34 protein-coding genes are annotated in these 21,462 nt (G+C 58.8%); 13 read left to right on the plus strand and 21 right to left on the minus strand.

The features are described 5' to 3' along the window. Positions 1-343 precede the first annotated feature (343 nt). On the plus strand, positions 344-556 hold the full coding sequence (locus SynWH8101_RS06310) for a hypothetical protein (RefSeq protein WP_130129030.1): 213 nt from the start codon (positions 344-346) through the stop codon (positions 554-556). Positions 557-571: 15 nt separating this feature from the next. Here SynWH8101_RS06310 and SynWH8101_RS06315 read toward each other — a convergent pair whose 3' ends face one another. Genes SynWH8101_RS06315 through SynWH8101_RS06325 form a run of 3 tightly spaced genes read right to left on the minus strand, consistent with a single transcriptional unit; the run spans position 572 to position 2,630 of the window. Then, entirely contained in the window at positions 572-892 is a 321-nt protein-coding gene (locus tag SynWH8101_RS06315) for a hypothetical protein (RefSeq protein ID WP_130129031.1), read from the minus strand. A 33-nt stretch (positions 893-925) separates the two neighbouring features. After that, positions 926-1,669, minus strand: a complete 744-nt coding sequence (locus SynWH8101_RS06320; RefSeq protein ID WP_130129032.1) for a fatty acid desaturase — start codon at positions 1,667-1,669, stop codon at positions 926-928. Further along, entirely contained in the window at positions 1,659-2,630 is a 972-nt protein-coding gene (locus tag SynWH8101_RS06325; protein WP_130129033.1) for an orange carotenoid-binding protein, read from the minus strand. The genes SynWH8101_RS06320 and SynWH8101_RS06325 overlap by 11 nt, the downstream gene beginning before the upstream one ends. A 327-nt stretch (positions 2,631-2,957) precedes the next feature. Between SynWH8101_RS06325 and SynWH8101_RS06330 the strand changes: the two genes are divergently transcribed. Beyond that, positions 2,958-3,125, plus strand: a complete 168-nt coding sequence (locus tag SynWH8101_RS06330) for a DUF4278 domain-containing protein (RefSeq protein WP_130128829.1) — start codon at positions 2,958-2,960, stop codon at positions 3,123-3,125. A 243-nt stretch (positions 3,126-3,368) separates the two neighbouring features. Beyond that, on the plus strand, positions 3,369-3,500 hold the full coding sequence (locus SynWH8101_RS14520) for a hypothetical protein (protein ID WP_255423187.1): 132 nt from the start codon (positions 3,369-3,371) through the stop codon (positions 3,498-3,500). A 42-nt stretch (positions 3,501-3,542) separates the two neighbouring features. On the opposite strand, the gene SynWH8101_RS06335 is transcribed toward SynWH8101_RS14520, so the two are convergent. From SynWH8101_RS06335 to SynWH8101_RS06365, 7 genes are all read right to left on the minus strand, one after another. Beyond that, positions 3,543-3,713: a hypothetical protein gene (locus SynWH8101_RS06335; protein WP_130129034.1), complete on the minus strand. Its 171-nt coding sequence runs from the start codon at positions 3,711-3,713 to the stop codon at positions 3,543-3,545. Between the two features lie 253 nt (positions 3,714-3,966). Then, a complete protein-coding gene (locus SynWH8101_RS06340; protein ID WP_130129035.1) occupies positions 3,967-4,188 on the minus strand; it encodes a hypothetical protein in 222 nt (73 codons plus the stop codon). A 190-nt stretch (positions 4,189-4,378) separates the two neighbouring features. Continuing rightward, entirely contained in the window at positions 4,379-4,537 is a 159-nt protein-coding gene (locus SynWH8101_RS06345) for a hypothetical protein (RefSeq protein WP_254428084.1), read from the minus strand. Between the two features lie 89 nt (positions 4,538-4,626). Then, the gene (locus SynWH8101_RS06350; protein WP_254428085.1) at positions 4,627-5,079 is read right to left on the minus strand and encodes a cyclic nucleotide-binding domain-containing protein; all 453 of its coding nucleotides are present in this window, start codon (positions 5,077-5,079) and stop codon (positions 4,627-4,629) included. A 70-nt stretch (positions 5,080-5,149) separates the two neighbouring features. Continuing rightward, a complete protein-coding gene (locus SynWH8101_RS06355; RefSeq protein WP_130129037.1) occupies positions 5,150-5,542 on the minus strand; it encodes a hypothetical protein in 393 nt (130 codons plus the stop codon). Positions 5,543-5,652: 110 nt separating this feature from the next. Further along, positions 5,653-5,850 (minus strand): hypothetical protein, encoded by a 198-nt coding sequence (locus SynWH8101_RS06360; protein ID WP_130129038.1) that lies wholly within the window; start codon positions 5,848-5,850, stop codon positions 5,653-5,655. A 161-nt stretch (positions 5,851-6,011) separates the two neighbouring features. Further along, positions 6,012-6,803, minus strand: coding sequence for a type 1 glutamine amidotransferase (locus SynWH8101_RS06365; protein ID WP_254428074.1), 792 nt, complete (start codon positions 6,801-6,803; stop codon positions 6,012-6,014). Between the two features lie 46 nt (positions 6,804-6,849). On the opposite strand from SynWH8101_RS06365, the gene SynWH8101_RS14525 reads away from it, so the two are divergent. Further along, positions 6,850-6,981: a hypothetical protein gene (locus tag SynWH8101_RS14525; protein ID WP_255423188.1), complete on the plus strand. Its 132-nt coding sequence runs from the start codon at positions 6,850-6,852 to the stop codon at positions 6,979-6,981. A 149-nt stretch (positions 6,982-7,130) separates the two neighbouring features. Further along, a complete protein-coding gene (locus SynWH8101_RS06370) occupies positions 7,131-7,652 on the plus strand; it encodes a cytochrome b/b6 domain-containing protein (RefSeq protein WP_130129039.1) in 522 nt (173 codons plus the stop codon). An 11-nt stretch (positions 7,653-7,663) separates the two neighbouring features. Here the strand turns inward: SynWH8101_RS06370 and SynWH8101_RS06375 are convergent, their stop codons facing one another. Then, entirely contained in the window at positions 7,664-8,770 is a 1,107-nt protein-coding gene (locus SynWH8101_RS06375) for a DMT family transporter (RefSeq protein WP_130129040.1), read from the minus strand. Positions 8,771-8,838: 68 nt separating this feature from the next. Here SynWH8101_RS06375 and SynWH8101_RS06380 point away from each other — a divergent pair, with 68 nt between their 5' ends. From SynWH8101_RS06380 to SynWH8101_RS06390, 3 genes are all read left to right on the plus strand, one after another. Next, complete coding sequence (locus SynWH8101_RS06380) at positions 8,839-9,573, plus strand: MauE/DoxX family redox-associated membrane protein (RefSeq protein ID WP_130129041.1); 735 nt, start codon at positions 8,839-8,841, stop codon at positions 9,571-9,573. 131 nt (positions 9,574-9,704) lie between these two features. Next, a complete protein-coding gene (locus SynWH8101_RS06385) occupies positions 9,705-10,451 on the plus strand; it encodes a lysophospholipid acyltransferase family protein (protein ID WP_254428086.1) in 747 nt (248 codons plus the stop codon). 11 nt (positions 10,452-10,462) lie between these two features. Further along, positions 10,463-11,239, plus strand: a complete 777-nt coding sequence (locus tag SynWH8101_RS06390) for an alpha/beta fold hydrolase (protein WP_254428087.1) — start codon at positions 10,463-10,465, stop codon at positions 11,237-11,239. Positions 11,240-11,328: 89 nt separating this feature from the next. Here SynWH8101_RS06390 and SynWH8101_RS06395 read toward each other — a convergent pair whose 3' ends face one another. After that, positions 11,329-11,832 carry a DoxX family protein gene (locus tag SynWH8101_RS06395; RefSeq protein ID WP_130129042.1) on the minus strand — a complete coding sequence of 168 codons (504 nt, stop codon included), beginning with the start codon at positions 11,830-11,832 and terminating at the stop codon, positions 11,329-11,331. Positions 11,833-12,026: 194 nt separating this feature from the next. Between SynWH8101_RS06395 and SynWH8101_RS06400 the strand changes: the two genes are divergently transcribed. Beyond that, the gene (locus SynWH8101_RS06400) at positions 12,027-12,299 is read left to right on the plus strand and encodes a hypothetical protein (RefSeq protein WP_130129043.1); all 273 of its coding nucleotides are present in this window, start codon (positions 12,027-12,029) and stop codon (positions 12,297-12,299) included. A gap of 19 nt (positions 12,300-12,318) precedes the next feature. Further along, positions 12,319-12,501, plus strand: a complete 183-nt coding sequence (locus SynWH8101_RS06405) for a hypothetical protein (protein ID WP_130129044.1) — start codon at positions 12,319-12,321, stop codon at positions 12,499-12,501. 370 nt (positions 12,502-12,871) lie between these two features. On the opposite strand, the gene SynWH8101_RS06410 is transcribed toward SynWH8101_RS06405, so the two are convergent. Beyond that, positions 12,872-13,114 (minus strand): hypothetical protein, encoded by a 243-nt coding sequence (locus SynWH8101_RS06410; protein ID WP_130129045.1) that lies wholly within the window; start codon positions 13,112-13,114, stop codon positions 12,872-12,874. Positions 13,115-13,416: 302 nt separating this feature from the next. Between SynWH8101_RS06410 and SynWH8101_RS06415 the strand changes: the two genes are divergently transcribed. Further along, on the plus strand, positions 13,417-14,115 hold the full coding sequence (locus tag SynWH8101_RS06415) for a response regulator transcription factor (RefSeq protein WP_165380944.1): 699 nt from the start codon (positions 13,417-13,419) through the stop codon (positions 14,113-14,115). 19 nt (positions 14,116-14,134) lie between these two features. Here SynWH8101_RS06415 and SynWH8101_RS06420 read toward each other — a convergent pair whose 3' ends face one another. From SynWH8101_RS06420 to SynWH8101_RS06445, 6 genes are all read right to left on the minus strand, one after another. Then, positions 14,135-14,329, minus strand: a complete 195-nt coding sequence (locus tag SynWH8101_RS06420) for a hypothetical protein (protein ID WP_130129047.1) — start codon at positions 14,327-14,329, stop codon at positions 14,135-14,137. 76 nt (positions 14,330-14,405) lie between these two features. Further along, a complete protein-coding gene (locus SynWH8101_RS06425; RefSeq protein WP_130129048.1) occupies positions 14,406-15,287 on the minus strand; it encodes an alpha/beta fold hydrolase in 882 nt (293 codons plus the stop codon). Further along, positions 15,284-15,529 (minus strand): DUF2973 domain-containing protein, encoded by a 246-nt coding sequence (locus SynWH8101_RS06430; protein ID WP_130129049.1) that lies wholly within the window; start codon positions 15,527-15,529, stop codon positions 15,284-15,286. The genes SynWH8101_RS06425 and SynWH8101_RS06430 overlap by 4 nt, the downstream gene beginning before the upstream one ends. Positions 15,530-15,532: 3 nt before the next feature. Then, on the minus strand, positions 15,533-15,718 hold the full coding sequence (locus SynWH8101_RS06435; RefSeq protein ID WP_130129050.1) for a hypothetical protein: 186 nt from the start codon (positions 15,716-15,718) through the stop codon (positions 15,533-15,535). Positions 15,719-15,735: 17 nt separating this feature from the next. Beyond that, positions 15,736-15,975 carry a hypothetical protein gene (locus SynWH8101_RS06440; RefSeq protein WP_130129051.1) on the minus strand — a complete coding sequence of 80 codons (240 nt, stop codon included), beginning with the start codon at positions 15,973-15,975 and terminating at the stop codon, positions 15,736-15,738. Continuing rightward, positions 15,972-16,661 carry a superoxide dismutase gene (locus tag SynWH8101_RS06445; protein ID WP_130129052.1) on the minus strand — a complete coding sequence of 230 codons (690 nt, stop codon included), beginning with the start codon at positions 16,659-16,661 and terminating at the stop codon, positions 15,972-15,974. Before SynWH8101_RS06445 ends, SynWH8101_RS06440 begins: the two co-directional genes overlap by 4 nt. A gap of 131 nt (positions 16,662-16,792) precedes the next feature. Between SynWH8101_RS06445 and SynWH8101_RS06450 the strand changes: the two genes are divergently transcribed. After that, the gene (locus SynWH8101_RS06450) at positions 16,793-18,451 is read left to right on the plus strand and encodes a GMC oxidoreductase (protein ID WP_130129053.1); all 1,659 of its coding nucleotides are present in this window, start codon (positions 16,793-16,795) and stop codon (positions 18,449-18,451) included. Here SynWH8101_RS06450 and SynWH8101_RS06455 read toward each other — a convergent pair. Both SynWH8101_RS06455 and SynWH8101_RS06460 read right to left on the minus strand, forming a co-directional pair. Continuing rightward, the gene (locus tag SynWH8101_RS06455; protein WP_130129054.1) at positions 18,432-18,689 is read right to left on the minus strand and encodes a DUF2811 domain-containing protein; all 258 of its coding nucleotides are present in this window, start codon (positions 18,687-18,689) and stop codon (positions 18,432-18,434) included. The two genes, SynWH8101_RS06450 and SynWH8101_RS06455, sit on opposite strands and share 20 nt — an antisense overlap. Positions 18,690-19,084: 395 nt before the next feature. Further along, positions 19,085-20,173 (minus strand): sirohydrochlorin chelatase, encoded by a 1,089-nt coding sequence (locus SynWH8101_RS06460; protein ID WP_130129055.1) that lies wholly within the window; start codon positions 20,171-20,173, stop codon positions 19,085-19,087. A gap of 41 nt (positions 20,174-20,214) precedes the next feature. Here SynWH8101_RS06460 and SynWH8101_RS06465 point away from each other — a divergent pair, with 41 nt between their 5' ends. After that, entirely contained in the window at positions 20,215-21,441 is a 1,227-nt protein-coding gene (locus SynWH8101_RS06465) for an FAD-binding oxidoreductase (RefSeq protein WP_254428088.1), read from the plus strand. Positions 21,442-21,462 lie beyond the last annotated feature (21 nt).

The raw sequence follows: 21,462 nt of genomic DNA on the forward strand, positions 1-21,462 counted from the left end.
GGTGCTTGTCCTGTGGTAGCAGAGGTTCTGAGCGATTTGCATCGCTCTCATAACCCGAAGGTCGGGAGTTCAAATCTCCCCCCCGCCACCACTTGAAAGCCCCCGGGAGGTCCACCTTCCGGGGGCTTTTTGCTGATCGCCAGGAGCGCGCCTTTGCGGTGCTGGGGGGACTGCTGACCACGGTGATGGCCTGGCGATCAAGCTGGAGGCGCTGGATGGCCCGAGTGCTGCCAACAGGGCGCAGCAGTTCCGATCCGCTGGTGCATCGGCATGGGGCAGAGCTGAGGACGTGATCGATCCGGACTGCTGAACCCATAACCCTGTGGCAGCCACATCAGCTGTCATGGATCAGGTTCTGCGCATCGTCTTCTGCAACGGTCAGGTGTCGGAACGACGTGGCGATGACGATCAGGTGGCGGCCCTGTTTGCTGCTGATGCCGGAGGCTTGATCGATTACGTGATCGCCCTGGATCTGATCAGCGGCGCCTGCGCTTTTTTCACCGACGCCACCGACCACCGCTTTGACGCCGAGATCGTCCTGAAGCTTGAGTTCTGACGGGGATTGTGCCGACTAGAACATCGACATTGCTTTTATTTTACTAATTTTCTTATCGCTCAAACCCTGAAGGTCTTCTGTGGAGATCAAATTGCGTTTGACCATATCGGCCAGAACGAACAATATTTTGGCTTCATCAAATTCTGATCTGCCCTCATGGTCAAACCTCTCTGTGCTGAGAAAGTCGTGGAACTCCCAAATGGATTCCGCTGAACTGAGGGTATTCACCTGCTGTTGCAGCGTAATGATAAGGACCTCAATCGATTTCTGGTTGCCTCGCTCGAAGGCATGGCGAGCAATGACTATTTCATCTTGTGACCAGTCAGTTGCCGACATGAGAATGGAAGAGTGATGAACAGATGGTTGAACTTAAACTGCTTTGTTGGCGAGATTAAGTTTAGGAAGCTCGAACCAGGGAGCGGAAGGAGACTCGTGATGTTCGCGATGATAGCCAAAGTGATAACAGGCCGCGAATGAGACGATCGGATTGAGGGATAGGCTTCTCGGTGTTGCGTTTAAAGATGCATGATTGCTGTGTCGATGTGGCAACCAAGTGCCAACAATGAACAGTTGGAGAGAGCTCAAGACAAGTGGAAGCACGCAAAAGGTAAGCACATTGACAATTGGGGACGTGTTGACCATGCTGGCAAGCCAATAAATCGTCAACCAACCAATCGTCAACTTCATCAGTTGCGAGGAGTGGATATAATTCCCAATAAAATGGGCGTACCAGTTCATGATGTTGGTGTCGTTGTCCCTGTCTGGAGAGAAATCGGGATCGTTCTCTGTTTCCGGAAATTGGTGATGAAGGTTGTGATTACGCTCACACAAATCAAAATCAAGACCGGCGTAAAGAAACAGCATGAGGCTTCCGATCCATCGATTGGCCTCAGGCTTTCCAGCTAGCAGGCTGTTGTGCATCGAATCGTGCGCAACAATGAACAGACCCGTATGCAAAAAGGCCTTAATTGCTACAAGGACAGCAATTAGAATCGGGTGACAAGATCCCAAGTCAAGCTCGAGACCTACGGCAAGTGACCAAATCCAAGCGCCTAAAATGATGGCCGCAATGCTAAGCCCTTTGTAATTATCGACTAACGATTCACTTGCCACTCAGCTTATCTGCGCCTAGCTTGAGAAGCTCATCTGGAGATGCCAAAAGATCAATCGCGACGAAATAAATTTTATTGTTTTCGTCGAGCAGAAAACGCCAGGCAACATTCATGCCGACTTCACGGCCAAACCAGGGTGTCTCGACTTTTCCAGTCACTTTAATTTGATTGAAGCCTCCCTCTGTAGGCTCACCAAAGCCGCCGCGAGGAATCAATTTGAGGTTTTGGCAATCCCGCCTGAAAAATTTCAGAATAGCATCACGACCGATAATTGGTCTTTGGAATGGTGGTTGCAGGGCGCCATCTTCAAGAAAAAGCTCAATAAGTTGATCAAAATCATTTGCATTGAGCAGTTGCATGTAGCTCAAAACCGTTTGGTTGAACACCCCGGGAATCGTAATGATTTCACGTTCGTCTGCAGGTGTTGGAATGACAATCGGTTCAGAAACGATTTTGTCGTCATCGATATTTGGATCGAAACCCATGTCGACAACGAAATTGCGCAGCAATGTAATCTGCTGGCCTTGTTCAACTTTTTTGACAGCTTCCAATACGGAGGAAGCGTTAGCGGAGAGTTTGTATCCTTGGGGAATAGGGGCAACTTTTCCTTGTCGCATGAGCTCGCCGAGCTCATACCAGAATCCGAGTTTCACATTGACTGACCAATAGGCATAGCGGTTTGAAATCGGGCTGTTGATCTTGGAGGCAAGATCACACATGGCTTTTGTTTGTTCGTCAAAAGTCATCGCCTCGATCTCGTCGAGCGTTGGTTTCGCCAGTGCCATCCTTGCGGCTCCAGGTGCCGCCACCGTGATAGTTCGGCCCATTTCCAGATAGGCAAACCAGATGAGAGCGAGTTGATCTTCTGCGCTGAGGAGCTTGTATCGGGCTGTGATGGCGGGAACCGCGTCAGCCGTTCGCGTCTCAGGAAAAATTTGCCGTGCTTTTTCAAGCGTGAACATATGGAGCCGCCAACTGGTTGAACTGTAACACTTTATTTCTTGCTCTGGCCTGTTTGGGCGTTTTTGCCACGGCATCCATGCTGCATTTGTTAAGCGTTGCGCCGCAGGCGTTCTTGAATTCTTCCTTCGCTCGCAGCGCTTTTGTTGCGAGTGCAGTTCGATCCAGCCCCTGGCTTTGGTAACGGCGCGAACGCCACGGTGGTTGACGCCGGGTCTAAGAAGGGGATGTAGCAACAGCTACCAAGCGTTCACTCCACCACTTGCGTGGAGCGCAGTTCGATCCAGGCCAAGGAACGGGGACCTGGACTTGCTCCGAGGAACTGAATCATGACCCTGACCTATCGCGGCCAGACCGTCCAGCAGCGCCACGCTGCCGTGACGATGACCAAGCCTGCCCTGACCTACCGGGGCCAGGCCGTGGCCGAACGCAAAGGCGCAGCAACAACGGCAGTTCACCCTGCCCTGACCTACCGCGGCACGACCTACCGCAAGTGAGCGGCGCTCAGGCGCGTTGCCGCCTGAGTCAACTGCTGAGCCCCGCCTGGAGCGGGGCTTTTTTGATGGCAACGGCTGATTGCAGTGCACCAACGCACCAATGCACTGAGGTGCTGAGCAAGACAAGATGCAAGTGGGAGCGATGCCGATTCGCCGTTTTGCAAGCGACACCAGCGGAGAATCAATTGGTTAGTTTCTCTGGCGTCAAATGCCAACGACGTCATGAAGTTAGATCCGAACCAATTGCCCCGCCGCGTTGAGATTGACGTGCCTGAGCGGGTCATGGAGTGGGTGCGCCAGAAAGCTGCGGAGACGGGCCGCGATCCAGATGAGCTGCTGCTGGAGCTTCTGGATCGGGGACTGCAGCAGGAATAGAACTGAGAGGCCCACAGGGCCTCGGTCGATTGACGGATGTCTTCAGCCAAAGGCCGCGCGTTCGAGCATGTAGGCGGCAAGGTTGCTCATGGAGCGTCCCTCCTGGGTGCTGCGCTTGGCGATCTGTTCGTAGACGTGCAAAGGAATGGTGATGGTGATCCTCTGGGGAGCCCGAGCGATCAACAGGGGAGCGACGAAGTGAGACCTTGCCACTGAAGGGAAAGAAATTGGGCTTGGCGACACTGAAGGCCAGCCACCCCCTTGGTCAATATCATGAAGAAACTCTTAAAATATGCATAAAGCGCATGATTGCGTTGGTTGCTGTGTTGCTGCAGTCGATGTGGAGATCTACTAGTTCGATGCGAACGTTTGATCTTCTGCAGAGTGCAGCAGATTTTCTGCAGTAGCAGAAAAGGAAAACCCAGCCACCTGCGCATTGGCAGCCAGCCGGGTGAGGCCCTGCGGCTCAGAGCACCGAGATGGTGACGCCGAGTGTGCCCTGCAGCTTGCGGGCGATGGCATGGGCTCGCTCAGCTGGAATCAGGCGCTTTGTTTTGACGGGTTTGCCGCGCTTGCCGAGCCACTGCAGCTCATAGGGGCTGGTGCCGCCTTTGGGGACACCTGGCGCGTAGCGATGAATGCAGAGGAAACGGATCGGACAGGAGAGAGGTTGAACAGCGCAGGCCATGGAGCGGAAGTGCGAGGGACCCCACCGGTGAGGCACGGCCGCGCAACCCTCAGGCAAGGACACCCCGCAGGGGTGCATGGCTCGATCCTTGCCGGGTGAGTAGGCCCGTGGCTGGATGGGGTAAGACCTCGCGCTGCTTTGTGGGTGGCAGTGTTCAGCCAGACGCGGTTGGCTGGTCGGACCCGTGAATTCAGAAGTGGGTTCGCTGGGCCTCGGCGCTGTTGCCCCAGAGCTTGCGTTTGGCGGCCTCGGCATCGGCGATGAACAGCCGTGCTTCTGCGCGGTTGGTGCAGGTGCGTGCCCGTTCTTCCAGTTGCATCAACTGCACCAGTTGCTGGGTTGTGGTCATGACCACCTCCTGGCGTTCCTGCATCAAGGTTAACCCTGGGTTAACCCATTGGTGCACGTTGGCGCGGAGGCTGATTGGGATGGAGCTGATCAGGCGGCGTTGTGCTCCTTTTCGGTGCCATGGAAGGGGAAGGGAGCCGGTGCAATGGCGCTCTGCCGGCGCTGGGCGCGGAGACGGCCGTATTGCTGTTGCAGCAGCTCAATCACCAGCGTCGGGTGGCGATGGATGAGCTCGAGAAAGGAAGACCGATCCAGGCGCAGCAGCTGCACGGGCGTGAGCGCCCTGGCCGCCAGTTGATGGCGCTGATGCCGTGAGGCGAGATCGGGATAGGAGAAGAGATCGCCGCTGCGGCAGCGAGAGGCTGAGGCGATGTTCGGGCCATCAAGTGACACCAGGCCGCGCTCGACGGCAAAGATGGCGCGGACCGGATCGCCTTGCTGCACGATCAGGCTGCCGGTGGGTAGGAACCAGCGATCGGCACCGCTCTGTTCTGCGATCAGCTCAAGGGGTGTGGGCAGGGTGCGCTGGCTGAGAATCTCCATCGCCAACGTCAGGGACTTGATGGAGTTGTAGGCACAGCAGCGCAGCGGCGCCAGAGCCCGCTGTTGCCAGTCAGGGCTCGCTGTCGTTGATCTCCCTGAGCAGCTCCTCAAGCAGCTCGCGTTCTTCTGGTGTGGGTTGATTGCGTAGGGGTTCAGCCATGTGGAGATCATCGATCAGGCCGTAGAAGCGCACATCGAACCAGAGCAGGAACAACTCGAGTGTGAGCGGTTGGGGCCAGAAGCTCGGGTCCTCACACCAGCAGCGCAGCTCCTCCTGAAAGATCGGCTGGTAATGCTCCCGCAGGCGCTCCTCTGGGGGGCGGTCCTGATCCTGGATGGGGATCAGATAAAGCGAGGGTTCGAGATCATCGATCAAGGGCGCTTCTGGTTCCATTTCATGGGCCCAGGCCCGCATGGGTGAACGGGCGCGGACGCCGATGGCGCAACGATTCACCACTCCCATGCGCCCGTAGCTGAACCGCGCCTGTCGGTGTCCCAGCGAACCCCCTGCGCTCAACCGTAGAAACGGCCATGGCGCCCGTCAGCTGATGAGGCGACCTGCGGGTGGACCGATCAGCCCTGCAGCAAGCGATGGGGGCAGCAGGTGGTGTCGAGCGTGGCGATCACGGCACTGTTGTCGGGATGAAGGATCCGGTAGTGCCGTCCGTCGGAACAGCAACGGGTCTGGGCTTCCTGATGGGCCCAGTATTCGCTGCTGCAACGCCCTTGCTCTCGCCAACCATCGGGATGGAGAACCTGAATGACAACCATGAGGTCAGTGTTGGTCGCTTCCTCTCAGTGAAGAACGAGAGCCGGGGAATGGTATGGGATCTGCAGATCGGCTTTGGGATCAAGGCGATTGGCAGTTGATTTGGTCGTGGTTGTCACCGGTTGATGTGTGCATGTGCGGATCAGAAACTTCGTTCCCTGGTTCATTGCAAAGGGTGGCTCCATTGATCGAGCAGGTTGGAGAAGAGTCTGCGGGCCTGCAGTTCGATCTGGGGGTGCAGCCGGGACCAGTCCTGAAGCAATTGCTCCGGACCATCGGCTCCCATCGCAGCGATGACGTAGTCCCGATCCTCTTGGATCCACTGCTCCAGATTTGGACCACTCACTTCGAGATGGCATTGCAGAGCGAACGCATGCTGTGCGATGCGAAAGACCTGCTCGCGGCAGTGCAAGGAGGAGGCCAGCAATGTCGCTGAGGCGGGGAGGCGAATGCGATCGCCATGCCAGTGCAAGACGGTTTCGCTCGGATTCATGCCCCTGAGCACGGGTTCCTGCTCCGCGTTCCTGAGCCAATGAATGGCGCCGTAGCCAACTTCTTTCAAGGGCATGGGTGGTTCACCTACCCGCAGAGGTTCCACCGAGCCGCCAGCGGCGATGGCGAGGAGCTGGGCACCAAGGCAGATGCCCAGAATCGGTTGTTGCTTCTGGTGTCTGCATCGGATCCACTCGAGCTCCTGTTGCAGCCAGGGCAGGGGATCGGAGGTGCTCATCGGGCCACCGAGCACCAGGGCGATACTGCCGTGCGTTTCGGTGTGATCGGGTAGGCGATCGCCGCGATCGGTGCGAAAGACCTCAATAGCCAGGCCACGCTCCAGTGCCAGATCTGCGATGAGATCCGGCCCCTCACAGGCAAGGTGTTGGAGCACCAGCAATCGATCGGCCATCAGGGAAACGCCGAGGCCATGACTCAGCAGAATTCGGCAGGACGATGTCACTGTCGGATGAGCCGACCAGGCTTGTTTGTTGTGGTTGCTGCAGACCATGCCCGAATGGCTGGCGACGATGGATACCCAATCAGTTGGATGCCCATCGATGGAATTCGCCCTGCTCGCCGGCGTTGTTACGGCCGCTGTGTCGTTCTGCGCGCTCTGGGATCAAAAGGTTTCGCGCTGAATTCCGGGGCACACTCGGCTGCCTACACTTGTGTAGAAGGAATGAGTTGATGGCATGGTCGCCAATCGCCATCGTCCCCATGGCCATACCCAAAGGGGTATAGAGCTGATGTTTTCCCGTTACCTGTCCTCAGAAGTGAGCCAGGGTTGATGGGCCGGGCGACTCCCTATCAGCCGTCCCTGCTGCGTTTGCTCCATGGCGTGACGGCGTTGCTTGTGCCTCTGGCCTGGCTGAGTGGGTTGGTGGTGTTGATCAATCACGACGGTCGATGGGTGCAGCTGCCAGCTGTTCCTGGTGATTGGATTGATGTGCATGGAACGATCGGTGTGGTGCTGTGGCCCGTGGCGCTGCTGTTTGCGCTCTATGCCTTCACAGCTGGCCGGGCCCGACTGCGCCACCCGGCCAATGCTGCGGTGTTGATCGGGCTGCTGCTGGCGATTGGCAGCGGCAAATTGATGGACGAGGACTGGTTGCGCAGCGGTGAATTGGAGCATTGGCCTTATCGCCTGCATTGCCTGGCCTGGTTGATTATCAGTGGGGCTGTGATCTGGCACGTCGTCGATGTGGTGCGACGTGGCGGTTTGCGCTTGGCAGGTTCCATGGTGAAGTTGACTGTGCGCGACTCAGATCGTCCGCGCCACTGGCCTAAGCAGCTGTTGCAACGGCGTTAAAGCCTGTTGAGTCAGTGTTGATGACGATGGTGAGCATCGCTCACGTGAGGATGTTCATGCTCCTGTTCATCATGAACATGATCGTGGGCGTGCCAAAACGGTTCCTGATTTGCGTTCTCAGGTAACCATTCAAGTGGATGGTCGTGGTTGTGATGCAGGCTGCCGGCTTGGGGGTCATGACGGTGGCGATGGTTATGTCGTTGCAGCGCATGCCGGTGACTGTGGGTATGTTCCTCGCCAAGAAGAACCAACATGCCGATGAGCATCAAGAGTGATGCCAGCGTGATGGCAACCGTCAGCTGCACTTGCAACACAATGACCGAAAACAATGCGCCGATAAAAGGAGCCGCAGCAAACAGCACCGCCTCTCTGGCCGCTCCCAGATTGCGTAGGGCTACCAGATCCAGCCAGATCGAGAGGCCATAACCAAGAGCACCGATCAGCAGCAAGAAGGCCATTGCCGCAGGCGATGGGAACCGTTCATGCATGGCGAAGGCGAGGCCAAGCATTGGCACGGTCGCACCAAGGGATTTGATCGCTGCGATCTGGAGTGGATTGCGCAGAGAGAGTCGTTGGCTGATGGTGTTGTCGATGCCCCAGGCCAGCGTGGCCAGGGTGATCCAGGCGCCGCCTTGCCAGGTGCTGCCATCCAGTGAACCCTCCGAGAGGATCAAGGCTCCGGAGATGGTCAGAGCTGCGGCGATAACACCACGAGAGCCGATGTGTTCGCGACCAATGAGCACCGCAATCAAGAGCGTGAATACGGTTTCCAGATTGAGCATGAGTGAGCTGGATGCGGGCGACAGCAGCGTCAGTCCGTTCACCAGGGCCAATGGACCGACCACACCGCCAAGAAGGGTCAGCATCACCAGCCCACCCCAGTCGCCCCTTTGCACAGGAGTTTCTTGGGATTGCCTTGCCTTGAGCAGCTGCAGAGGACAGAGCATCAGTGCTGCTCCGCCATAGAGCAGGCCCGCGAGGGTTAAGGGAGAGCCTGTGGTGGTGAGGGTGCTGATCAATGGAGCACTGCACCCGAAGAGCACAGCAGCACTGAGACCAGCCCATTGACCTCGCGATCGTGAGGTCATTTCTGAGTTGAGACGAGATGTCTGGGGCATCACATGGGGTTCGCCAGGGATGCGAGCTCCACCAGACTGATCAAGTTCCTTCAGATGATCAAGGGCTGATGACACAGGTTTCTCCTGAGACCCGTTCAGCGCTGCGGGATGTTCAGCTCTATCGGATGGACACCCCGGAGCATGCCTGCCCCTGGGGCCTGAAGGCGGTGGCCCTGCTGCAGAGCCAGGGGATTGCGTTTGAGGATCATCCGCTGCGGAGCGCAGACGAGGTGGAGGCGTTCAAACGTTCCCACGGCGTCAGCACCACGCCCCAGGTGTTCAGCGGCCCTGAGCGGATCGGTGGCTACAGCGAACTGGCCACACGGCTGGGGGTGAAGGCGGAGGGACCGGAGGTGTCGTACACACCAGTGATCGCGGTGTTTGTCAGCGCGGCCTTGATGGCCCTTGCCCTTGGCGCGGGCGTGCGGGGCTTCATGGGCCTGGCGATCAGTCTGCTTGCGATGCTCAAGCTGATGGATGTGCCGGCCTTTGCCGCCAGCTTTCAGAAATACGACCTGCTCAGCCAACGCTGGCGGGCCTGGAGCCGCCTTTATCCAGGGGTGGAGTTACTGGTGGGTCTGGGCATGCTCATGCAACCGGCCTCTGGTCTGGATGGCCTGGTGGGCGCTGTGGCGGTGTTGTTGGGCGGGATGGGGATGCTGTCGGTGGGCAAGGCGGTGTTCATTGATCACCTCGCCCTCAACTGCGCCTGCGTGGGCGGCAACACGCGCACACCGCTTGGCGTGGTGAGTTTTGCCGAGAACCTGATCATGACCTTGATGGGTGCGGCGATGCTGCGGTGAAGACATTGACTTGATGATGGGCAGATTCATCAGCGGTGTCGAATCGCAGCGCATTTGCTTCGTCAGTCACTATCGCCATGCGAGCCCTTTAAGTTAGTTGGCTGAATGATTACATTCTTTCGCCTTTGTGCATGGCCACCACTGTCGGCTCAAGCATTCAACATGATGTTCCACTTAAAATATCGCGAGTTCTGCTAACGGTTGCTGATGTGTCGGCGAACTGTCGCTATTCAGAACGAATACCTCGACAGAACCGGCTTTTGATCGTCAGCAACCACCGTAGCCCGTTTGATGCGCCTCTGCTGATGAGAGCGATCGGTTGCCCGGTGAGATTTGCTTGTCATCACTACATGAGTCAAGTGCCACTTCTGCGCCAGATCACGCTCCTTATGGGCGCATTCCCACTTGAATCTGGACATAGTTGTCAGTCATCCTTCTTTCGCACGTCAACCAATCTTTTGTTGTCCAATCAGTTGGTGGGTGTGTTTCCAGAAGGAGCGGATCCGATGGTGAACGTCAATCCGCCCCATCACCTCAGCACGTTTCATCGAGGGTTTGCACACCTCGCCCTGAAGGCTCCGGTGGACGACCTGGCGATTCTTCCAGTGGCCATCTTTTCAAGGCAGGAAAAGCTGGCAAAGATTGCACCGCTCGCATTGTTTCGTCGTTTCGATCCATCGGAAGCACTTTTCCAAAATGAAGGTTGGCATGCTGCGGTTATTTATCGCCATGTTGACATTGCTTTTGGCAGGCCTCTGATGATTGATAGGGAAGTGAAATCCCGTTATCGAGGTTGTCACGGAGCTTCTATTGTGAGGGAGATCACTGAGGCTTGTCGGGGTCAGATTGCTGATTTTCTAACTCGCAAAAACTGTTAATTTCTGAGTTTATGGCCAGCAATTCAAATTATTTGCGGTTGACTAATTTGACGCAAGCGACATCATCTCGGCCATTGTTTGTGTTTTTGCCGGGTATGGATGGCACTTGCTTTTCCTCGCAATCACAAGCTGTTGGCCTTGGTTCTAGTTTTGATGTCCGAGGTCTTTTTATTCCCCCGTGCGATCGCTCGGGATGGAGCGAGCTGACCGAAGAGGTAGCCACACTGATTCGATTGGAGCAATCTCTACATCCCGGGCAAGCCACCATAATTTGTGGTGAATCGTTTGGAGGTTGTCTTGCCCTAAGTCTGGTGTCGCGATTTCCAGATCTCTGTAATCAGCTGATTTTGGTCAATCCTGCTTCTTCAGCCAGTCAACAGCCATGGATTAGTTCTTTCGCTTTTCTGGCTGAGCTGTTGCCAGCGACGTTCTACAAACTTTCGACTTTCAGTCTCCTTGATCTATTGATTGCATCCCACAGGGTTCGCAAGCCGATGAGGCAGAAATTGTTGTCTGTCATGCAGGCTGTTGGCCCTCAAAATGCCGCCTGGAGGTTGTCATTGCTGAGCAAGTTTGATGTCGACGACTTTGTCATTGATCGTCCGCCGCAATCCATTTTGATTCTGGCTTCCGGCGCTGATCGTCTTCTCCCTTCCAAGCGCGAAGCGTCGCGATTGTCACAACGTTTTCCGAGGGCAACAACCGTGTTGCTCCCTGAGAGCGGACATGCCTGTCTGCTGGAGGATGAGATCGATTTGTCTGCCATCCTCAAGGGTCTTGATCGATGATCTGACCGAGACTCGATCGTTCAGATCACCCACTCCTATGGAACGCAATCAATCTGAATCAGCATGGTGATCAATCGATCGAAGAGGTATCAAGCAACTCCTGATAGCTCTGACTCCGTCTTGGTGTTCGCTGCCAAGGATGCTTCCAGTCGAGACTGCTGGGCTTCGAGGTCGGGCGCAAAACGACGCAGGATTAACTCATCAAGAGCAAATCGGCCAGGACCTGAGGCTAGCAATGACGCTGAAGCTGCAAAATAAAGACCAAGCAGCTCCAATAGGTAGATGTTGAAGCCGTTGATGGCGATTGCGTGATAAATGGCAACGCTGATTGTTCCCAAAATCGCAAGTGCTCCGAATCGGGTCAACAATCCGAGAATGAGAAGCCAGCTCCCGACGATTTCGGAAAAGGCAGCGATGTAAGAGAGTACAATGGGGAATGGCAGATGCAAGGGGCGGACGAAAGCGTCAGCAAAATTCTCGATATTCGCGAGCTTTTCATAGCCGTGATGGATCAAGAGCATTCCTGTGACCACCCTCAGCACAAGGAGCCCAAGGTCAAGAAGGAATGGCTTTGAAAGAATGATGCGAAGCATGAAAAGACTCTTGCGCTTTACAAAACTTAAAGGCAGTGTGGTCGTGGTCGCGAGCTACGCCGCGATGGCAATGCGAATTGAGCAGAACTACCTAGCCCGATAAGGATCCGATGACGTCTCTGGGCGTATCCGCCGAAACTTGCCCGAATTCGCTTCTGGCGGCAGCGTGGATTCACCTCTGGGGTTGCCCCCGCATGAGCTGGCAAGAGTTCGATCCCCTGGTGGACGATGCCGAGAGCGATCGGGAGCTCCGCTGGCTGTTGCGTCACCACCGCAGCGCAGAAGACCAGGTTCTGGCGGTCAGCAAGCTCGGTTTCCGGGTGCTCTGGCCGAATGAAAGCTCCCGGGTGTGCATCTCCGATTCCAGCCGCACGGACGCCGAGCTGCAGGTGGAGCTGGACTTGCGCCACTCCCACCCCCGCGCGCTTGATCTGGTGGTGGAGCGAATCGAGGTGGTGCGCCGCTGAGGGCGCAACAAGAAACGTGATGGTCAATCCCGTCTGGTTACTGCTGCCCTGGGCACTGGTGGCGCTCTCAGCCGGGGTGAAGATCTGGCGTCTCACCAGTCCCTGGCGACAGCGGGGGATGGCCAGCTCTGATCAAACCGACATGAACGCGGCCCGGCAGACCCTCGAGCGGATCTGGGAGCAGGATCAGCAGAGGAGATGAAGGCATGCATTCCCTGCTCTGGGCAAATCGTTGGGGACCTGCTCCGCCTTTGGCCAGCAACCGATTGACGAGCAGCAGTTCATTGCTGCTCGTAATCAATCACACTCGCGGATCTCTGATCGGTGTCCACCAAGCCGGGGGAAGCCCACCCTCATCCGTCAGCCGTGATTACTTGCAGCTAAAGCGTGCGTTTTCAATGGGATGGGACCCATTGGGAACGTCAAGAACGCACTCAAGACGGTTGCCGACCGGGTAATGACTTGACGAGCCAGCGAGGTAAAAGGCGAGTGATGCGACGGCAGATACAGTAAGTAGCGCAACGAGGAAAGCTGAGAGATGCATGGTCGTATTCGTGAGAAGTGTGTGGTGATCAGCGATAGGTGGGGGTGATCCGGATGTGATCTACCCATTCGCAGTCCATATGGGCCGATATGGCTTCCGTATAGATCTGCTGGGTTTGGTTGCCGACTTGGATGAACCCTGCGTGTTGCGCTGATTGAGCAGGCACTGGTGTGCACTGGCGGGTTTGGATGTGAGTCATGGTCTGTGCCTGCGCAGGTACAGCAAAGGTCAGGGTGGTGAGGAGAGGAAGGAAGAATGTGCTGAGGTTCATGAGTCAGGGAATGCGTGCAGGGTTCCCCCTTGATGCATTCATCGTCGGCCGTGGCTATGACGTTCTCCATCACCTATCAAGGGGATTTGTTTGCAGATATCCACTCCCCCACATGGGGGATGTAAAGCTCTGGCTATGCGCTTTGAGCCTGCAATCTGGTGCACTGGCAGAATGTCAGTCTTCAGGTCAAGAGAAGTCAGCAACGTGCTCGCTTGCAGGCACGAGCTATGGCCAGGCGCCTGAGCCCCGGACTCCCTGTCGCATTGGTGGCGCTTGAAGACCCTGATGGGCAGACTGAGTCGATGGACCTCACCCCCAATATCCCAGTCTTGATCTCTGGACTGCCCCAGGTGGCCGACCTGATGCAGGGCAGCAGCACCTTGGCCTGTATTGGGAGTCGTGCCTTGCTGTCCCTTTTTGTTTGCGCTGCGCCTTTCCCTGAAAGTATTGTTGGGGCAGTCACCACAGAAGGAGAGGCTCTCTCCCTGTTAGAGCAACACAAGCCTGCCTTCCTTTTTGTGACCGAATCGCTGGAGAAAGGCAACGGCTTATCGCTAGTACATCGCGCTCACCAGCTGCAACCAGAGCTGCGCACGCTGCTGATCTTGTCGAGCGATCGCCATGAGCGCCTACAGCAAGCAATTGACTACGGCTGCAATGGAGTCGTGGTTGAAAACCGGCTCGCAGAGGGTTCCATGGTTCATGCCATCCGTGCCGTCGTGGGCGGCGGCATCTACTTCGATAGAGTTGCCGTTGGGGCACTGAGATCAAGTGGCCGGGGAGAAATATCTGAACCCGTCGAGCCTTTGAGTCAACGGGAATTGGAAATCTTGCAGCTCGTTCTTCAGGGCTACACCAATAGAGAGATGGCCGACGTCCTAACCGTGTCAGCTGAGACAGTGAAAACTCATATGAGCCATATTCTTTCAAAGTTGCAGGCTAAAGATAGAACCCATGCCGCTGTCATTGGACTGCGCCGTGGACTGGTGAGCTGGGTTTAAGCGGAAGCATGATGCGCCATCAGAACCTCTGGGTGATTGTGGGATCCATCGACAACCAACTGACGATGATGCTCACCAGGTTATCCGCGGTGCTGAAATGTTGATTTTTAATGGCAGCCTGAGCAGTCCCCTTTGAGGCTTCTACCTTCATGCGCGCGATGCAGGCTCTGATGCGCTTGCTGATGCGTGTGATGCTTTCTGTCTCTGCTGCCATGGCAAGAGTTCGAACGCCTGGTGAATGATGTCGAGAGCGATCGTGAGCTCCGCTGGATGTTGCGCTACTGCCTCAGTTAGCGGTGACCGGTTGGAGCGTGTTCGACGCCCGATGATCGCAACTCTCGATGGTCCTTGAGCCAGGCACTGACGCATTGCACGCAGGCTTCCGTCGATTCGTAAGGCAATACATTGCGGCCCGGGATGGTCTCGATCGCCGCAGCAGGCAGCTTCTGCCGATAAGTGGCGAGGCGTTGATCCACGTCGTCCCAGTTGCGTGAGCGGCCGATGCCAGTTGCTGAGCGGCCGAACACTACCAGCAATGGAAGGCTCAGCTGAGTGAGTTGGGGTTCCCAGTCACGCCGCCAGAACCCCGCCAGAAACGAATACACGGCCCATCGGGTCTCCATGGCGCGGGATCCCTGCCTGAGGGTTTCCAGCCACTCCTCATCCACCGCGTCGGCATCGGCAAACAGGTTCTTTTTGGAGAACGACTGCAGAAAACTGCGTCGCCTCGCGTAGCGATAGAAGATGTTGCCGATGGGGCCTTGGAACAACCAGCGCCAGAGCCGCTGGGAGCGTTCAATCGGGAAGGGTTCTTGCAGCACTCGCCAGCCCGGCGGACTGATGGCCACCAGGCCGCTCACCGATTCCGGGGCCTGCTGCATCAGGGCCAGGGCGATGGGCAGAGAGCTGCCCTGGGTGACGAGCACCACTGGACCTGCGTTGCGCTGCTTGAGCAGAGTGACCAGTGGTTGCGCCCAGTCGTTAGGTGAGAGCGGTGCCGTGGAGTAGGGCGCGTTGCCGCATCCGATCAGATCGGGAGCCAGCAGTTCAGTGTTAGGACTTTTTCTGTGCCAGCGCTGAATAAAGCGATCCCAGAACCGTGAGGAGAGCCCCACTCCGATCGGATGGATCAGCAGGAGCGTGGGTTCCTTCTGGTGATCGGCCGATGTCATGCAGCTGTGGGTTCCGGGGTGTCCTGGTCTGGGAAGTGAACGACCAAAAGGGGTTCGTCGGTGAGATCACCGTTGGCGTTGAGCAGTTCCGGGTGGGTGGTGCGCAAGCCAGTGCGGTCTGTTGTCCGAGAGTGCTGGTGACCTCTCGCTGCTCCGGTCTGACCTGCCATCAAGCGGAAGGCCTGCAACAGAAGCACCAGACAACAGGAGCCATAGAGGAGGGGGAACAGGCTGGTCAACATGGATCAGCCCTTTTGCTTGAGCGAGGGAAGGTCGGTTGGTTGGGCCAGAACGTAGGTGACGGCAGCCGTGATCACCACCGAAAAGACAACCATGCCCAGAATGAAAGGAGTGTAATCCGTCACGAGATCAAGCATCTGCAATAAATCGTAACGCTTTGCGAGGGCTGCTGCGTTGGTGCGGCCGGGCATTGGCCAGATCCTGCGATTCAGGCTCCACCGTGTGGATCGCTTTCAGGTGCGGGCTTGGTCATGATTTGGTAGAGCCTGTAGCCACCCCAGCTCCAGACTATTGACCAAAGCACAAAGGTGATGGCGGTACCAAGTTGGCCAGATTCCAGAGAATAAAGGCCAGCATGGATCAAGCCGGCATCAATCAAAGAACCACCGATTCCCCACCCGAGCACCCAACTGAACAGAAAACCAATGGCTTGCAGATTTCCGGTCATGCGAGTGCCTGGTTGTAGCGACGGTTCACCTCAGTCCAGTTCACCAGATCCCACCAAGAACTGATGTAGTCGACCCTGCGATTTTGGTACTTGAGGTAGTAAGCATGCTCCCAGACATCGAGGCCGAGCAGCGGCGTACCGTTCTCGATCCCAGGTAGGTCCATCAAGGGATTGTCTTGGTTGGCCGTGCTGGTGATCGCCAGGCTTCCGTCGTCGGTGCAGATCAGCCAGGCCCAGCCAGAACCGAATCGGCTGGCGGCAGCTTGCGAGAATTGCATTTTCATCGCGTCCAGCGACCCAAAGCTCGAGGTGATTGCTGCTAACAGGTCGTCTGATGGCGTGCCGCCCTCACCAGGTGGTGCCATCACTGCCCAGAATTGGCTGTGATTCCAATGGCCACCGCCGTTGTTCCGCACTGCGAGCGGAAAGTGGGACATCTGACCCTGGAGTGTCTCGAGATCCAAGGATTGCAAGGCAGGGTTGGCTCTGATCTGGCCATTCAGATTGCTCACATAGGCGGCGTGATGGCGATCGTGATGGAGCGTCATGGTGTCTGCATCGATCGCCGGCTCCAGGGCTTCCACTGGATAGGGCAATGGGGGAAGGCTGAATTGGGCCCAGGCCGGTGCTGCAACGGCAACCAACGCCAGAAGTGTTAGGCAGCACGTGCGAATCAGGCGCAACATGAACGGGCAAGCGCAAGTGGCTCCAGCCTGACGGATACCTCGGCTTGGCCGCTGTGGCCCATTCGTGCCGATGCTTGAACTTTCCTCCGTGGGCTGACATGTAGAACGGGCTCTGGCGCTGTTGTTGAGCGGTGGATCTGCGGCCCTGGGAGGCGATCGTGGTGGGCTCCGGCGCCACCGGTGGTGTGGCCGCCCTCACCCTGGCCGAGGCCGGTGTGCGGGTGTTGGTGATTGAGGCGGGGCGCTCGCTATCTGCGCGCGATGCCCTGGGCTTTGAACCGCTCAACAGCCTGCGCCGCTTCAGCGCCCTCAGCAGCGGACGACAGCAACGCCAGGCTCAGCATCCCGGCTACTGGAAGCACAACCCCCAGCTGTTCATCGACGAACAGGAGCACCCCTACAGCCATCCGGCCGAGCGTCCGTTTCTCTGGACCCGGGCCGATCAGGTGGGTGGCCGCAGCCTCACCTGGGGTGGTATCACGCTGCGGCTCTCAGACGCCGATTTTCAGGCGGCCGAACGGGATGGCGTTGGCAGCAGCTGGCCGATTCGCCACGCCGATCTCGATCCGCACTACACCGCCCTGGAGCAACGGCTCGGCGTATATGGGCAGCGGGATGGCTATGGCCAGGTTCCCGATGGCTGGGCCCAGCAGGCCTTGCCCTCCACCCTCGAGGAACAGCGCTTTGCTGCCGCCGTGCGTGAGCAGCACGGCTACCCCTGGATGCCCTCCCGTGGCTTCGCGGCCCATCCAGCCCAAGCCAGGAAGCGTTGGCCCAGCTCCAGCAGCCCCGGAAGCACCCTGCAGGCCGCTCTGGCGACAGGGCGTGTGCAGCTCCTCAGTGAGCACCGCGTCGAGCGTTTCGAGCTCAACCGCCATCACGACCGCGCCGAAGCGGTGATTGCGATCGATCGGGCCACAGGCCAGCGGCAGCGACTGGCGGCCCAGCAGATCGTGCTTTGCGCCTCCACGATCCAGACCCTGCGTCTGCTGTTGCAGTCAGAGGAACAGGCGGCTGAGGGTCGCGGCTTCATCGATCCCTCCGGACGACTCGGCGTGGCCCTGATGGATCACGTGTCGACCTGCCGCTTCTTTGCCATGCCGGCAGCAACGCCCGCCGATCCAAGTGCTCCCGCCACGACCCCGGCGGAGCTTTCCGGCGCCGGCAGCTTTTTTCTTCCTTTCGGTCATGCGCTGCCCGACACCAGCGCCGCCCGGCCCCTGCGGGGCTATGGCCTCTGGGGCGGCATCAATCGTTTCGATCCGCCCGCCTGGCTTAAACGGCAGCCCGAGTGCCGGCTCGGGTTCCTGATCGGCCACGGTGAGGTGCTTCCGGATCCGGCCAATCGGGTCAGCCTTGAGGGGCCCCTCGATCGCTGGGGCAGCCCCACCGTGCACATCGACTGCCGCTGGCGCCGCAATGAAGAGGTGATGACCCGGCACATGGAGCAGACGATCGCCGCTGCGATCGCTGCAGCCGGCGGCACGATGTTGCCCCTGGTTGATCTGGTCAAGGCCCCTCTCATCGAACCGCTGCTGCGGCAGGCGGTCGCTTTGACCGATGGGGCTGCCCCCCCCGGCTACTACATCCATGAGGTGGGCGGGGCGGCGATGGCGGCCAACGAAAGCGAGGGTGTCGTGGACCCCTGGAATCGGCTCTGGCGTTGCCCCAATGTGCTGGTGGTGGATGGCGCCTGCTGGCCCAGCTCCGCCTGGCAGAGCCCCACACTCACGATGATGGCGATCACACGCCGGGCCTGTCTGGCGGCGCTCAGGCCTGGGAGCGACTGAACAGGTCGTCGAGGTAGCGCTCCGTCACGGCGCGATCACTGCAACCGTTCTGGAACAGAAAATGGGCCAGGGCGGAACTCATCAGCCGGTATTGATCCCAGTGGGGGTGGTCGCCGATGAACTCCTTCATGCCGCGATAGAGCACCTCAGGGATTTCCGCTTCCATACTCACGTAGGTGGGTGCGTTCTCGGCCGCAGCCGATCCATCCACACAGCGTTCCAGATGATTCCGATCCATTGAGCGCCTCTGGCGTCAGCACGACATGACCCCAGTAGGAAGCCACAGAACGGTGCGGGGCGTCAAAAGCTGACGCAATCGATCAACATCCCACGATCTCAGGCGAGACTCAAGCACCACATTGGGGCTCCTTGGCCGTCGAGTGGTCCGCAACACGTTGGCTAAGTCGGTTCAGGGCGATGTCAAGCCGAAGTGAATACCGATCCTGCATTTCACAGCCGCAGCACCGCTGAAGCGATGTCAACCCCCGACCTGGGGAAAACGCTGCACAGGCTGTGGAAACCCGGCGCAAAACCGTTGGCCCCGCGAACCGATAAGCCCTGCTAATGGGAGCGAGTCTCGCGAGACCAGGTCGGGAATGAGAAGTATGAGGGGGTGGGAATCACCGGTTTCTTTCAGCTTTCTGTCGCGTTCCTGTTACCGGCGGCGTTGGTGGGTCCAAGCGTGCTCGGCCCGAGGGGATGGGCCGCGTGGGGATAGGGATGGTGGCCATGGCTGTGCTCGTGTGCATGGCTGTGGCCACCCAGGGGGATCGGGATGCCATCGGGCTGGCAGGCGCCGGTGCATTCGCGCTCGCACAGGTCGCAGCCCTCCGTGAGGCCCTCCACGTGATGGTGATGGCTGGCCTGGGCCAGGCCCACCTCCGCCTCGAAGCCCAGCACCTGCGCTCGGTATTTGCACAACGAGCAGTTCATCACCGCCTCGCCGCCCAGCACCTCCTCCAGTCGCTCCAGGAAGGTGTCGAGCACCAGGGGGTGATCGCCGAGATAGGGCGCCGAGAGGAACTCGATCTCGGGGTGATCGGCGGCCACCTTGTCGGTGTGCATTCGGATCCGGCTCACCAGCACGCCGGAGAAGAGGAAGTAAGGGAACACCACGATGCGGCGGAAGCCCAGGCGCACCAAATGACGCAGGCCCGGTTCCACCAGCGGGAAGGTGACGCCGGAATACACGGTTTCACCCCAGCCGAAGCCGAACCCCTCCACCAACATCCGCGTGACCTTGGCCACATTCGAGTTGGCATCAGGATCGGAGGAGCCGCGCCCCACCACCACCAGCAGCGTTTCCGCCAGGGGCACAGCCGGCGCCGCCTCCAGGGTCTCCCGAATCCGGGCGCCGGCGGCGGCGATCATCAGCCGGTCCACTCCCAGCTCCCGTCCGTAGTCGATCGGCAGGTTCCACTCGGCGCTGTAGGTGTTCAACACCGAGGGGATGTCGTTTTTGGCATGGCCCGCAGCGAAGAGCATCGCCGGCACGGCGAGAACCCGCTGCACGCCTTGTTCCCGTAAGCGATCGAGGGCATCGCGCAGGATCGGTCGGGCGAATTCGAGGTAGCCGTGTTCCACCGGAATCCCCGACAGCTTCGGGCGCAAGCCTTCGGCCAGCTGGGCGAATTCCTCAACAGCCAGTTTGTTGCGGCTGCCGTGGCCGCAGATCAAGACCCCATAGCCCTTGGCCTTCAGTTCCGATAACGATGGGATCACAACGGGAAAGTTCCTGATCTGACCCTATCGCCATAACGCCATTGCCAGAACTTGAGCCCCGTCCCGGTGATCTTTCCAGTTGCTTACGCGACTGGAGCGGGCCGACCCCTTTGCTGGTGCGCAGCGGCGGCACCTCGAGCCGTTCCCGTGATCCAGTTCTGTGGAGCCTCGATCTGCGGACCCACTGCCGCGAGCTGCAGCTCAGTGATGACGGCCACAGGGTGCGCGTCGGCGCTGGCGTGACGATGGCGGAGCTGCAACGGCATCTGGCCCCAGCGGGACGCAGTATTCCCACCGGCCTTTCCGGCCTGCCGGGAGCGGGCTATCTGCTTACTGGAGGCATCAGTCCACTCAGCCGCAGTCAGGGTCTGGCGATTGATCGGATCCTCGCTTTGGAGGGGGTGTGGGGCGATGGGGAGCCGTTGGTGCTCACGGCAGAGCAAAGCACCAGCGCTGATGGCCATGCCTCAGACGCCTGGCGGGGTCTGCTCGGGGCGGCGCCGTTTCTGGCGGTGGTGAGCGCCATCGAGCTGCGAACCACACCACGCCAGCCCCTCCAGATCGCCCGTGCCCTGGTGTCGCCCGATCAGCTGGCTGAGTGGATTCAGCGGGCGGAGACCTGGCCGGATGGCCTCAGTTTGCAGTGGTTCTGGTCGGAACGGATCGAAATCCTGCTGGTGGCGATCGAGGTGGATGCCCCGTCGGTTCAGGCCTGGGCCGCGTGTCAACCGCAGCTCGCGCGCCTCCCCGGCGCCGTGGTGGAGCGGATCGATGGGCTGGAGGCCTTGCCGCCGTTCGGGGCGTTGGCCCGTTGCCCACTCCAGAGAGCGCCAGTGGCTCAGGAAGTGCTCGGTCTGCTGGCGCCCGCCTGGGGGGCGGCCACCCCGGCCCTGATCCAGGTGGCACGGCAAGCGATGGCGCAACGGCCGGATCCCGGTTGTGCCCTGGCAAGCCAGCAGCTGGGGGGCGCGACCGCCCGGGTGCCTGCCACCGCGACTTCCTTTGTGCATCGTCAGGCGATCTGGAAACCCTGGATCACCGCCGCCTGGCCCGCTGCCGATCCAGCGGCGCGGCAGCGCAGCCTGGCTTGGCTGCTGCAGCTGCGGGATCAGCTTCGGCCCCACTGCCCCGGAGTGCACCTCGCCCAGCTCCATGACCATCTGCCCTGGCATGGCTGGGAGCTGAAGGCCGCCTTCGGCGACTGGCTTCCCGGTTTGCGACGCCTGAAAGCGCAGCACGATCGCCACCGACTCCTGCCAGGGTTGTGAGATACGGTCGCCGCCAGATGC

This window comes from Synechococcus sp. WH 8101 (assembly GCF_004209775.1).
Taxonomy (GTDB): domain Bacteria; phylum Cyanobacteriota; class Cyanobacteriia; order PCC-6307; family Cyanobiaceae; genus Synechococcus_C.

Bases quoted from the DNA above. Each gene is read 5' to 3' on its own strand.
- SynWH8101_RS06310 (WP_130129030.1), top strand. From the start codon at position 344: ATGGATCAGGTTCTGCGCATCGTCTTCTGCAACGGTCAGGTGTCGGAA.
- SynWH8101_RS06315 (WP_130129031.1), bottom strand. From the start codon at position 892: ATGTCGGCAACTGACTGGTCACAAGATGAAATAGTCATTGCTCGCCAT.
- SynWH8101_RS06325 (WP_130129033.1), bottom strand. From the start codon at position 2,630: ATGTTCACGCTTGAAAAAGCACGGCAAATTTTTCCTGAGACGCGAACG.
- SynWH8101_RS06330 (WP_130128829.1), top strand. From the start codon at position 2,958: ATGACCCTGACCTATCGCGGCCAGACCGTCCAGCAGCGCCACGCTGCC.
- SynWH8101_RS06340 (WP_130129035.1), bottom strand. From the start codon at position 4,188: ATGGCCTGCGCTGTTCAACCTCTCTCCTGTCCGATCCGTTTCCTCTGC.
- SynWH8101_RS06345 (WP_254428084.1), bottom strand. From the start codon at position 4,537: ATGACCACAACCCAGCAACTGGTGCAGTTGATGCAACTGGAAGAACGG.
- SynWH8101_RS06350 (WP_254428085.1), bottom strand. From the start codon at position 5,079: ATGGAGATTCTCAGCCAGCGCACCCTGCCCACACCCCTTGAGCTGATC.
- SynWH8101_RS06355 (WP_130129037.1), bottom strand. From the start codon at position 5,542: ATGGGAGTGGTGAATCGTTGCGCCATCGGCGTCCGCGCCCGTTCACCC.
- SynWH8101_RS06360 (WP_130129038.1), bottom strand. From the start codon at position 5,850: ATGGTTGTCATTCAGGTTCTCCATCCCGATGGTTGGCGAGAGCAAGGG.
- SynWH8101_RS14525 (WP_255423188.1), top strand. From the start codon at position 6,850: ATGCCCGAATGGCTGGCGACGATGGATACCCAATCAGTTGGATGCCCA.
- SynWH8101_RS06370 (WP_130129039.1), top strand. From the start codon at position 7,131: ATGGGCCGGGCGACTCCCTATCAGCCGTCCCTGCTGCGTTTGCTCCAT.
- SynWH8101_RS06375 (WP_130129040.1), bottom strand. From the start codon at position 8,770: ATGCCCCAGACATCTCGTCTCAACTCAGAAATGACCTCACGATCGCGA.
- SynWH8101_RS06380 (WP_130129041.1), top strand. From the start codon at position 8,839: ATGACACAGGTTTCTCCTGAGACCCGTTCAGCGCTGCGGGATGTTCAG.
- SynWH8101_RS06385 (WP_254428086.1), top strand. From the start codon at position 9,705: ATGGCCACCACTGTCGGCTCAAGCATTCAACATGATGTTCCACTTAAA.
- SynWH8101_RS06390 (WP_254428087.1), top strand. From the start codon at position 10,463: ATGGCCAGCAATTCAAATTATTTGCGGTTGACTAATTTGACGCAAGCG.
- SynWH8101_RS06395 (WP_130129042.1), bottom strand. From the start codon at position 11,832: ATGCTTCGCATCATTCTTTCAAAGCCATTCCTTCTTGACCTTGGGCTC.
- SynWH8101_RS06400 (WP_130129043.1), top strand. From the start codon at position 12,027: ATGAGCTGGCAAGAGTTCGATCCCCTGGTGGACGATGCCGAGAGCGAT.
- SynWH8101_RS06405 (WP_130129044.1), top strand. From the start codon at position 12,319: ATGGTCAATCCCGTCTGGTTACTGCTGCCCTGGGCACTGGTGGCGCTC.
- SynWH8101_RS06410 (WP_130129045.1), bottom strand. From the start codon at position 13,114: ATGAACCTCAGCACATTCTTCCTTCCTCTCCTCACCACCCTGACCTTT.
- SynWH8101_RS06415 (WP_165380944.1), top strand. From the start codon at position 13,417: ATGGACCTCACCCCCAATATCCCAGTCTTGATCTCTGGACTGCCCCAG.
- SynWH8101_RS06420 (WP_130129047.1), bottom strand. From the start codon at position 14,329: ATGGCAGCAGAGACAGAAAGCATCACACGCATCAGCAAGCGCATCAGA.
- SynWH8101_RS06425 (WP_130129048.1), bottom strand. From the start codon at position 15,287: ATGACATCGGCCGATCACCAGAAGGAACCCACGCTCCTGCTGATCCAT.
- SynWH8101_RS06430 (WP_130129049.1), bottom strand. From the start codon at position 15,529: ATGTTGACCAGCCTGTTCCCCCTCCTCTATGGCTCCTGTTGTCTGGTG.
- SynWH8101_RS06435 (WP_130129050.1), bottom strand. From the start codon at position 15,718: ATGCCCGGCCGCACCAACGCAGCAGCCCTCGCAAAGCGTTACGATTTA.
- SynWH8101_RS06440 (WP_130129051.1), bottom strand. From the start codon at position 15,975: ATGACCGGAAATCTGCAAGCCATTGGTTTTCTGTTCAGTTGGGTGCTC.
- SynWH8101_RS06445 (WP_130129052.1), bottom strand. From the start codon at position 16,661: ATGTTGCGCCTGATTCGCACGTGCTGCCTAACACTTCTGGCGTTGGTT.
- SynWH8101_RS06455 (WP_130129054.1), bottom strand. From the start codon at position 18,689: ATGGATCGGAATCATCTGGAACGCTGTGTGGATGGATCGGCTGCGGCC.